General features: G+C 67.7%; 9 protein-coding genes and 1 pseudogene. 6 read left to right on the top strand and 4 right to left on the bottom strand.

Going from position 1 to position 9,978, the window contains the following annotated elements; genetic code table 11:
• A pseudogene (locus HMPREF1138_RS11330) lies at window positions 1–830 on the top strand (hypothetical protein); the annotation flags it as partial.
• Window positions 831–927: 97 nt separating this feature from the next.
• Here HMPREF1138_RS11330 and HMPREF1138_RS07960 read toward each other — a convergent pair.
• A complete protein-coding gene (locus HMPREF1138_RS07960) occupies window positions 928–2,247 on the bottom strand; it encodes a DUF4921 family protein (RefSeq protein ID WP_009058512.1) in 1,320 nt (439 codons plus the stop codon).
• A gap of 19 nt (window positions 2,248–2,266) precedes the next feature.
• Window positions 2,267–3,145: an aldo/keto reductase gene (locus HMPREF1138_RS07955; protein ID WP_009058518.1), complete on the bottom strand. Its 879-nt coding sequence runs from the start codon at window positions 3,143–3,145 to the stop codon at window positions 2,267–2,269.
• Between the two features lie 143 nt (window positions 3,146–3,288).
• Between HMPREF1138_RS07955 and HMPREF1138_RS07950 the strand changes: the two genes are divergently transcribed.
• The 5 genes from HMPREF1138_RS07950 (at window position 3,289) to HMPREF1138_RS07930 (ending at window position 9,000) form a co-directional block, all read left to right on the top strand.
• The gene (locus tag HMPREF1138_RS07950; RefSeq protein WP_009058522.1) at window positions 3,289–4,113 is read left to right on the top strand and encodes a hypothetical protein; all 825 of its coding nucleotides are present in this window, start codon (window positions 3,289–3,291) and stop codon (window positions 4,111–4,113) included.
• Window positions 4,114–4,505: 392 nt separating this feature from the next.
• The gene (locus HMPREF1138_RS07945; RefSeq protein ID WP_009058520.1) at window positions 4,506–5,114 is read left to right on the top strand and encodes a PadR family transcriptional regulator; all 609 of its coding nucleotides are present in this window, start codon (window positions 4,506–4,508) and stop codon (window positions 5,112–5,114) included.
• A complete protein-coding gene (locus HMPREF1138_RS07940) occupies window positions 5,111–5,848 on the top strand; it encodes an ABC transporter ATP-binding protein (protein WP_021610869.1) in 738 nt (245 codons plus the stop codon). Before HMPREF1138_RS07945 ends, HMPREF1138_RS07940 begins: the two co-directional genes overlap by 4 nt.
• A 20-nt stretch (window positions 5,849–5,868) precedes the next feature.
• Entirely contained in the window at window positions 5,869–8,568 is a 2,700-nt protein-coding gene (locus HMPREF1138_RS07935; RefSeq protein ID WP_039937542.1) for an ABC transporter permease, read from the top strand.
• Between the two features lie 9 nt (window positions 8,569–8,577).
• Window positions 8,578–9,000, top strand: a complete 423-nt coding sequence (locus HMPREF1138_RS07930) for an RNA-binding S4 domain-containing protein (RefSeq protein WP_009058524.1) — start codon at window positions 8,578–8,580, stop codon at window positions 8,998–9,000.
• 21 nt (window positions 9,001–9,021) lie between these two features.
• Here HMPREF1138_RS07930 and HMPREF1138_RS07925 read toward each other — a convergent pair whose 3' ends face one another.
• Complete coding sequence (locus HMPREF1138_RS07925; RefSeq protein WP_009058514.1) at window positions 9,022–9,708, bottom strand: hypothetical protein; 687 nt, start codon at window positions 9,706–9,708, stop codon at window positions 9,022–9,024.
• Window positions 9,705–9,978 (bottom strand): hypothetical protein (locus HMPREF1138_RS11325; protein ID WP_009058510.1); only part of this gene is annotated, 274 nt, incomplete at its 5' end. The genes HMPREF1138_RS07925 and HMPREF1138_RS11325, both read right to left, overlap by 4 nt.

Here is a 9,978-nt window from a genome sequence, read left to right as displayed (position 1 = left end):
CGGCGGTGGCTTACGGCCGCGACGACGTGTGCGTCATCGCGGACAAGTCGTGGATGAGCGCCAACAACCGCCCGCTGCCGACGTCCTTCGCGGATCTGTCGTCCCCGCGCGTGCGCGCCCTCCTCGCGGTGCCCGACCCGGCCTCGTCGTCGGTGGGCCGCGCCTTCGTGCAGGAGGCGGCCGCGCAGACCGGCGAGGGCCTTGGAACCTTCGTGCAGTCCATGAGCCCGCGCGTGGACGCCACCCTGGGGGCGGCGATCGGCGCGTGGACGGCAGGCGACCGCGTCTCCGATGCCTACCTGTCCGAGGTCGTGGGTAGCGCGTCGGGCGCGTCGGGCGCCTACCCGCTCGTGGTCGCGCCCAGGTCCCTGGCCGCGGCGGCCGCGACGAATACGGGCGCCGATTCGTTCGGGGCGCCGGTGTCCTCCACCTGCATCGCCCGCATCATGTATGCGGCCGCGACGAAGGCGCCCGCCAGCGACGGCGCCGAGTCCCTCATCGCGTGGCTCCAGGGCGAGACCGCGCAGCGTTCCCTGGCGACCACGGGCGCCGCGTACCCGATCGACGGGGTCCTCGCGGCGGACACGAAAGCCTCGTGGCTCATGGGCATCACCGGCGAGGCCGTCGTCGCGGACGAGACGATGGGCTCCCTGGACGCGATGAACGCGTGGCTGGCGACGTGGGGCTCGGCCCTCGCCGCCCCCGCTCCGGCGCCCACGACCGACCCGACGCCGGAACCCACGACCGAACCGCAGGCGAGCCCCGCCGCCGACACCGAGGAGGCCGGGGCGACGGGCGACGGTGCTGCGGACTCCGACGACGAGGAGTAGGCACCGCGCTGACGAGGCAATGAAGGGCGGGGACGCGGCATTGCTGCGTCCCCGCCCTGCGCGTCTGCCCATTCGTTCGCGGGCGTGCGGCGCCCGCCTAGTCGCGCAGCATCGAGGGGCTGACCCGGCACTCGTCGCCGAGGCGCATGGGCGCGATGAGGCCCCTGTCGCGCAGCTCGCGCAGGCGGGGGACCGTGCGTTCGACGACCTTCCACGGGTCGATCGTGTTGAGGTAGATGCGGGTGCCGCCCTCGAAGCCTGCCAGGGTGGAGATGCGCCACTTGAGGAGGATCCTCCAGCGCATGGGCGTGGACACGGTCGGCGGGCGGTGGTACCACTCCTCGTTGGCGGGCACCTCCGCCCCGGTCGCGGCGTGCGCGGCGTGCAGGATGTCCGAGATGCCGGCCATGGCCTCGTCGCTAACCTCCCACGGGTTGCGCGGCGAATGCAGCGGCCAGATCGCGATTCCCGGGAAGCGGTGGCCGAATCCGGCCAGGGCGACGGCGTGCTCGTTCTGGGCGATCAGGAGCTTGCGGGTAGCGGCGACCGTGAAAATCTGGTCGTAGATGTCGGGCTGTGCGCGCAGGCGCTCGAGCTCGGCCTCCGTCTGGACTGCCAGGTCGTCAATGGCGACCAGCTGCTTGTGGAGGTGATCGAAGGAGGCGCCGGCGGGGCGCAGCCAGTTCTGGAACGTCGCCACGTAGCGCACGGCGGGATTGAGGTCGTACAGGTCGCGCATGGAACGCGCCGTGTAGGCGGTGTACTGCGCGTGTTCCTCGGGCGTGAGGGTGCCCGACCCAGCGAGCTGGTGTGCCTCGGTGGCGCCGTCGACGAAGTGGCGCTTCGCGACGATCAGGTCGTGCCCTCCGGAGAAGAAACCGTTGGCGGCCTGGAGGCGCGCGGTTTCGCTGGTGGCGGCGAACTCGCCTTCGCTCATGCCCGAGGCCAGCATGCGGGCTCGCACGACGTTCATGACGTGCTCGTAGCCGGCGTCCGAGGCCAGGTAGCGGGCCATGCGGTGGCGGTCGTTCTCGGAGGGGATGTGCCCGTGGTTGAGGTGCCAGTAGTTGTAGGAGACGATCTCGAAGAGGTTGGGGATGCGCCGAAACTCGGCGACCGTGTCGCTCAGCTTGTCGGCGCCAAGGGCGTCCAGCTGCTCCCACGTCCCGTCGTCGTGGCGCACGAGGCGGGACTTTTCGGGCGGTGTCTCCAGGTAGCGTTTGGAACAGAATGCGCAGTAGCGCCCGTGCGCCTCGTGGTCGATGGGGTCGTGGTCGGCGCGGGGCGCGGCGAGCGGGCGGTTTCCGCGCCCAGGGACGGTCCAGACTTCCGTGCCGGTGAGCAGGTTTTGCTGCTTGACGGTGCCGTCGGCGAGTCGCACGATGGCGCGGTCGGCGCGGGTGAGCTTCGATGCCATGTCTTCATCGTACCTATCGTCAGAGTCTGTTCATGGTTGCGGGGTGCGATCCGGTGCGCCCGGCCTCTCCCTGGTCGAGCGCGTCGATGCGGGCTTGTTGATCGGGGCTCAGGGTGAAGGAGAAGGCGTCGATGTTGGTGGCCATGCGCTGGCGGCTCAGGGTCTTGGGGAAGACGACGTGGCCGCGGTCGATGGCCCAGCGCAGCGCGACCTGGGCGGCGCTGACGCCGAGCTGCGCGCCGATGTCGATGAGGGTCGGGTCGGTGGTGGCCCGTCCTCGCGCCAGGGGAGACCATGCCTCGAAGACCATGCCGAGCCCGTGCGCGTAGGCGCGCAGGTCGGCGTTGGGCAGGAAGGGGTGGGCCTCGACCTGGAGGACGTGGGGGGTGACGGTGGCGATGGCGCGGACGGCGTCCACGTGCTCGCGCTCGTAGTTCGACAGGCCGATCGCGCGTGCGCCGCCGGCGTTGAATGCGTCTTCGAGGGCAGGCCAGGGCAGGGTGACGTCGCCCCCGTAGAGGGTGGGCAGGGGCCAGTGGACGAGGAGGAGGTCGACGTAGTCGGTGCGCAGCTCCTCCAGCGAGCGGGTGATGGAGGCGGCGGCGCGCTCGGGCTCGTGGTTGGAGTTGTCGACCTTGGTGGTGAGGAAGATCTGGTCGCGCGCGATGCCGGAGGCGTCGAGGGCGGCTCCGACCTCGGCCTCGTTGCCGTACATTTGCGCGGTGTCGATGTGGCGGTATCCAACGTCGAGCGCACGGCGAACGGCGTCGTAGGCGTCTTCGGGCGCGACTTTGTAGGTGCCGAAGCCGAGGACTGGGATGGGGGATCCCGTGGGGAGAGTGAGGGTGGGGATGGGGGACGAGGCTGGGGCTGGGTCGGCGGGGAAAGGAACGTTCATCGGTGAATCCTCCTGATCGTCTCCAGTGTAGCGTCCCTGGTAGGGGCCGGTCGCCCTCGGCGCTCGCGCTGGCGGTCAGTGTGCCGTAGCGTTGTCCTCGTTTCGGAGCCACGTCGGACCCGTTCGAGAACACAGGAGGAATCGTGATCAATGCGTGTGAGACGGAGGACGGCGTCGTCTTCGATATGAGCGGGCTGGAGTGCGACGGGCTGCGCTCCTACGCCGATGGGCTCCTCGTCGACCCCTGGCATCCCTTCGTTGAGCTGCTGCGCAGCCAGGGCCTCGTCGTCGGCGATACTCCTGTCCCGCACCTCGCTGCGGTCCTCGAGGGACTCTCGCAGGCAACGAAGGTGCTCACTGCCTGGGTCGTCTCTCCGGCTGGGTGCCGCCGCGCCACCTTCTTCGTCGGCCCGCGCTCCGTCGCGGTGATGCGGTGCGATGATGGGGGACTGTATGCCGGTGAGGATGATCCGTTGACGGTGTGGTCGATCGATGTCGCGCAGCTGCGGGAGACCTTCCTCGAGTTCAGTGCCTTGGGTGAGCCGTCGGGCGAGGGGATCGTTCCGACGGCGGTGCCGGAGGTGCTCTTCGGCGCCTTCCAACGGGGCGACGTCACGGAGCTTCTTGTGCAGGTGCCGAGGGCTGCTCGCGAGATCGCCGAGGTGATCGATACCGAGGTCGACGAGGAGACGGGGGCCTTCTGGGCGGACGTCGCGGATGAGGCATGGGTGGGGCTCACCGTGCGGGTCGACGATGTGGTGACGTACCCGGATCTGTTGGGTGACAGTTGGCGTGTGATTGCCACCAGCCAGGACGTGTGCGAGGTGCTGTCGGTCGTAGAATTCGCGAAGCTGTACCCAGACGATGTGCCCTTGCTGGCGGATAAGGACGGCGAATTCTGGGCGGCTGCTGCTCCATCATCGCCGGAGGTGCTCTGGGAAGATGTTGAGGACGTTCTCGCCGAGTAGGTCCCTGCGTGAGAGCAAAGTCTCAGTTAGTGAGATTTTGTGCTGTCAAATATCGCGGTCTCGATTGTTGAAATTGTGGGGAGGGGTCGAATTTAGCGGTTTTGAGTGTGTCGTGGCGGCGAGTGTGAGGACTCTGACCGCTTGACTGATAAGACATTGCAATATGACTGAAAAACTGCCCTCTGTCGTCTGCAACATGGTTGGCACTTTTATTGCACCGTCGGTCGGTAGTGTCGATATTTGCCGGAATGACAAGGGGTCTGACCTAACCAGCCGGTAGGGTTTTTGTTAGGTAACCCACCGCGATTTGTCCGCTCCACGTGGCACTTTGGCGTAGGATAGATACCGTTCAACCACGATCGCCACCACGTCACGACAACGAACGGAGAGTTATGTCGGTTCGCAATGCACTGCTGGCACTCGTCGCGCAGCAGCCCGCGGGTGTCTACCGTCTGAAGCAGATGTTCGAGGAGCAGACGTGTGGAGCCTGGCCGCTCAACATCGGCCAGGTCTACCAGACGATGCAGCGCCTCGAGCGCGACGGCCAGGTCGTGTCTCACGCCGAGACCAACGCAGGCCGCGATTCTGAAGTCTTTGAGCTGACCGATGCCGGTCGCGATGTTCTCACCGCCTGGTGGTCCACTCCGGTCCCGCGTGAGCATCCCGAGCGCGATGAGCTCGTCATGAAGCTCGCTGTGGCCGCCGCCGATCCGACGGTCGACGTTGAGGCCATGATCCAGACCCAGCGTCGCTCCACCCTGGGCTCCCTGCGCGACGTCACCCGCCTGAAGGCCTCTGCCGACGAGGGCGAGCTAGCGTGGAAGCTCATCCTTGAGCGTCACATCTTCGACCTCGAGGCCGAGCTCAACTGGCTTGACCACATCGAGTCCGGCGCGGTCTCCGAGGCCGCTCGCCGTGCGGCCTTCGCCGCGGCGAAGGGTCGCGCAATGAACTGGGCCCAGGCTGAGGCTGGTATTTCGGAGCGCGCCGGGGTGCGATGAGCCAGCCTGCGCCGCTACCGATCAGGATGACCGGCGTCGGACATGAGTTCGGCGCAAACGGCGTCCGAGTGAGAGCGCTCGACGGGATCGACCTTGAGGTCGCGCCCGGCGAGCTTCTCGCTGTTATGGGACCGTCCGGATCCGGTAAGTCGACGCTGCTGTCGATCGCCGGCGGGCTCGAGCGCCCCACGCACGGGAGCGTCTACGTCAACGGCGTCGACCTGGCGACGCTCGATAGCGTGCACCGCGCGGAGGTGCGCCGCCGCTCGATCGGGTACGTCTTCCAGGACTACAACCTGATTCCCTCGCTGTCGGCACTCGAAAACGTTGAAATGCCGCTCCAGCTCGACGGAGTGAGCCCCTCGAAGGTGCGCGAGGCCGCCATGGCCGCCCTCGAAGAGGTCGGCGTCGCCGAACTTGCTGACCGCTTCCCAGAAAGACTCTCGGGAGGCCAGCGTCAGCGCGTCGCCATCGCGCGCGGATTGGTCGGTAACCGCTCGGTCATTCTTGCCGACGAGCCTACCGGCGCGTTGGATTCTCACACTGGCGAACAGATCATGTTGGTGTTGCGTGACCACATTGATGCGGGTGCAGCCGGTATCCTCGTGACTCATGAGGCCAGAATGGCCGCATGGGCAGACCGGACAGTCTTCCTGCGTGACGGTCGCATCGTCGACCGCTCGCGCGGGGACTCACTGAGGGACCTGCTGGCAGACACAGCACCAGGGATTTAATGAGTCGACTCAACACACGGATGAGGCGATGGGGAGTGGTACTCCGCATCGCCTCTCGTGATGCGCGCCAGAGTTTCGGGCGGACTCTCACCGCTGTCATCCTCATCTCCCTGCCGATCATCGTCGCGATCGGCTCGATCACCTTCTGGGATGTCACGACCTCCCAGCGGTACCAGGCCTCGTCCTGGCTGGGCCACACCTCCGACGTTCAGGCGGTGACCCTCCGTCGCTCCTCGACCGCCCTCGATCAGGACATCACCGCCGACGTACTCTCGAAGACGGCCTCGGACGACGAAATCGACGTCACCATGGAGACCCTCACGAACTGGGTCCCCGACGGCGACCATCTTATCGCCGTCGATACCCTGTACCAGCTGCACCTCACCGCCCCCGATGGGACAGGCTTCACGGTTGACTCGGGCACTCAGACGGCATCTCTGGACGCCCCCCGAGTCGCGGCGGGCGGACAACACGGCGGCCTCGCCGCCAACCATGCCGTCCTCTCCGACGACGCCGCGCGCTCCCTCGGCGTGCAGGTCGGGGACACCGTCAGCCTGACGCTCACGGTCGCCAAGGAACGAACAACGCAGGAACTCGAAGGCTCCGCCGTCATCGACGCCATCATCGGCGGCAGCAGCCGGGCGATCATAGGCGACGGCACGCTCGACATCGATCGCCTCGCGGTGGCCGGGCGCACCCAGACGGCCTGGTACGTGACGGGTCCCGTCCCCGTCTCGTGGGACAAGGTCCGCGAGATCAACGCCTCCGGCTTCTCGGTCGTCTCGCGCGATGTCCTGGCCAGCCCGCCGGACGCCTCTGCCCTGCCCGCACAGATCGCCCAATACGAGCTACCTCAGCCCTCGCTGACCTCGAACCCGTGGCAATACCTGCTCCTGGTCGCCGGGATCCTCCTCATCCTCACTGAGATGATCCTGCTCATCTCGCCCCTGTACACGGTCGCCCAGCGCTCCGTCATGCGTACCGCCGCGATGATCGTCGCCAACGGTGGCGACCGCTCGGATGGGCGTCGCCTGACGATCGCCCACGGCCTCGTTATCGGCGCGTATTCCGCCGTGTTCTCGGTCGTCCTGTCCGCCGCCGTCATGGTCGGCGTCGGCCTGTGGTCCGGCCTCGGCATCGGTATCGTCCCCTGGTGGCCCCTCGGGCTGTCGGTGCTGCTGCCGATCCTCCTGTCCCTCATGGCTTCCGTCTCCCCGGCGCACACCTCCTCCCACATCGACACCTCCGCCGTGATCGGCGGGCGCGTGTGGGAACCCTCCCGGCTGGTTCGCCGCCGCATGATCTACCCGATCTCGCTCCTGGCGGGTCTCCCGCTGCTGGGCGTGGCCGCGTGGCGCGGCTCGGTGCTCGCGCTCGTGCTCGGCGTCGCCCTCCTAGAAATCGGTCTCATCGGCTCGATTCCCTACATCTTCACCCGCTGGCGCGCCCCCAACCGTCGGGCCTCGATGAGCATGCGCCTGGCGCTGCGCGACGCGGTCCGCAACGGGCACCGCACGTTCCCCGCCATGGCCTCGATCCTGACGACCGTCTTCGTCGCCTGCGCCCTGCTGATTACGCTCTCCTCCTCGAACGAGGCCGGCTGGAACTCGCGCCCCCACGTGGGCCAGCGCGGACAGATCTTCGTCTCGACGCTGGACAAGACGGACTCGGTGACCCGCTCGAACACCCTCATGCGCTCCGCGACCCAGGCCGTCGACGCCGAACGGACCGTCACCTCGGAGGCGACCCTGCGCGGCATGGCGTGGAATAGCGGCCCAGGCGGCCCTGAGACGATGGTCGAGGCCGTGTCCCCGATTACCGGCAAGACATTCACGCAGCTGCCAGATATGGCCCCGATGGCGGAGCTGGACGTCGCCTACATCGTCGACGACGGCACCTACCTGCGTCAGGCCGGCTACCTCAACGAGGCCGACATGGTGCGTGCGCTGGCCACCCTCAACGCCGGCGGCGTGCTCGTCCCCGACCCCGCTCTGATCAACGGCGCGGGGCAGGTGCAGCTGCGAAGCCTCGACATGGCGGACATTGCCGCGGCCAGGGCTCAGGGCGTCAGTGAGAGCGCCCTGCCTGACGCGCGCGTCCTACGTTCCCAGACTTTCGCGGCCTCCCCGCTCACCCGCGTCAACGTCATGGTCCTGTCCCCGGCCGCGGCCACGGCTCTCAGGCTCAACTCGGTGCCCCTGGGCCAGCTCCTCACGGTCAACAAGCCCGTGAACACGGTGGATGCGCCGGCCTTCCAGGCGACCATCGCCCGTCAGGTCCCGGGGGCCTCGGCCCAGGTCATCACGCCGACCATGCGCTCCATCGTGTTGCCCTACGTCGCGGCCCTGATCGCGATCGTCGCTGCGGCGGCCACGGTCGCCCTCGTCGTGGCGCTCTCGGCCTCCGACATGCGCCCCGACCTCGACACCCTGGACGCGATCGGTGCGGCCCCCGCCATGCGCCGCCACGTCACGACGTGGCAGGGCGTCGTCTTGGCCCTCAACGCGATCCCCACAGCGGTCCTCTCCGGCCTGATCGTCGGCGTTCTCGCCGTGATCACCCTCGCCCGTTCGGGCATTTTTGGGACCCTGGTGACCCTCACGCCGGTCATTCCGTGGGGTGCCCTCCTCGGCATGCTGATCGGGATGCCGCTCCTGTGCGCGCTCGTCGCGATCGTCCTGACCCCCCGGCACCAGAATCGTATCCGCCGCATCAACTAGGCAGCGCCGATGAGTGAAGCACCCGACACGGTCGTCATCCCGCCCGGCGCCCTGGCCTCGGCCAGCGTGCGCGTCGACACGTGGCTGTGGGCGACCCGCCAGCTCAAGTCCCGCTCGCAGGCCACCGCCGCCGTGCGCGCCGGGCACGTGCGTGTCAACGGTGAGCCCGTGAAGGCCGCCTACAAAGTGCGCGTGGGCGACGAGGTGCGCCTGCGCATCGAGGGTTTTGATCGAGTCCTTGGCGTCGTCCTGCTGCTGGCTAAGCGCGTGTCCTACCCCCAGGCGCGCACCGCCTACGATGATCGCACGCCCGAGCGGCCCCGCGTGCACGTCCCCGTCGCGATGCGCGAGAAGGGGAGCGGGCGCCCCACGAAGAAGGAGCGCCGGGAGCTGGATCGGCTGCGCGGCTACGACTCACACGAGCACTACTGATGTCCTCCGGCCTGTCTCGGCCTACACGTTCGGGTAGTATTCGCTGATCGACAGGGCGTAGTTTGCGCCCCAGCTGCTCTGGTACTTCGTCTGAAACTCGGCGGTGCCGCGGCCCTGTGCGTCGAAGGTCATGGTGACGGTTTCGGTCGTTGTGAAATCCGGCGACAAGTAGGGGGTGCCCTCGTCTTTCTTAAAGTATATGGTGATGGTCATATCGAACGAGCTGAACTCGGGGAGCCTCTTGATGAGGTCTTCGTTCACGATGGCCACGTCGATGGTGCACGCGAACGCGGTGCTGTCCGCGGTGGGGCTGCAGGAGTAGTCGCTGAATTCGATGTTCTTGAAGATCTTGAACTGCGCGATGACGGAGGCGGTCGCGACGTTGCCCGGGCACGTCGCGTCGACGGCGGAGCGCTGCTCGGGTGTGGCCCGCAGGTATTCCTTGTAGTGGCGGGCGATGCGCTCCCTCATCGTCGGCGCGATCAGATTGCACCAGTGCGTCGCGTAGAAGTCGTTGGCCTCCTGGCGCGTCTGCGCGGCCTCGGAGCGCACGGCGTTCACCTCCGTGGCTCGCCTGACAGCGAGTGTCGTCATCGTGGCGGCAACGAGCCCCAGGACGATGGTGATGACGAGAAGGATCACGTGGGCGGGCCCGAGACGCTTCTTCGCGGCGGCGCGCGGCGTCGCCGCTTTCTTCCGGGCGTTCATCGGAAGAGCTCCTTGACTTTCTGGAGGTAGGTCTGTGCGTCTGCGACCTCTTGCTCGGCGCGCTGGTATTCCGTTCCGAGCGTGGAATACGTCTGCGCGGCGATGATCGCGCTGACGGCGAAGATCAGGGACAGAACCATCAGGACGACCGACAGGCGCGTGAGCCTCCTGGGGGTGGGCGGCTGAGGGACGGGGGGTTGAGCGGCGCCCTCGGCCCGGGGCCGGGGGGACGAGGCCGTGGCTGCGGTGGGAGGCGCCGGGATGGGGGCG

Source organism: Actinomyces sp. ICM58, assembly GCF_000283035.1.
In the GTDB taxonomy this organism is placed as follows: Bacteria; Actinomycetota; Actinomycetes; order Actinomycetales; family Actinomycetaceae; genus Pauljensenia.
This window is presented reverse-complemented; position numbering and strand designations above follow the sequence as displayed.

Bases quoted from the DNA above. Each gene is read 5' to 3' on its own strand.
- HMPREF1138_RS07925 (WP_009058514.1), bottom strand. From the start codon at position 9,708: ATGAACGCCCGGAAGAAAGCGGCGACGCCGCGCGCCGCCGCGAAGAAG.
- HMPREF1138_RS07945 (WP_009058520.1), top strand. From the start codon at position 4,506: ATGTCGGTTCGCAATGCACTGCTGGCACTCGTCGCGCAGCAGCCCGCG.
- HMPREF1138_RS07930 (WP_009058524.1), top strand. From the start codon at position 8,578: ATGAGTGAAGCACCCGACACGGTCGTCATCCCGCCCGGCGCCCTGGCC.
- HMPREF1138_RS07935 (WP_039937542.1), top strand. From the start codon at position 5,869: ATGAGGCGATGGGGAGTGGTACTCCGCATCGCCTCTCGTGATGCGCGC.
- HMPREF1138_RS07940 (WP_021610869.1), top strand. From the start codon at position 5,111: ATGAGCCAGCCTGCGCCGCTACCGATCAGGATGACCGGCGTCGGACAT.
- HMPREF1138_RS07955 (WP_009058518.1), bottom strand. From the start codon at position 3,145: ATGAACGTTCCTTTCCCCGCCGACCCAGCCCCAGCCTCGTCCCCCATC.
- HMPREF1138_RS07960 (WP_009058512.1), bottom strand. From the start codon at position 2,247: ATGGCATCGAAGCTCACCCGCGCCGACCGCGCCATCGTGCGACTCGCC.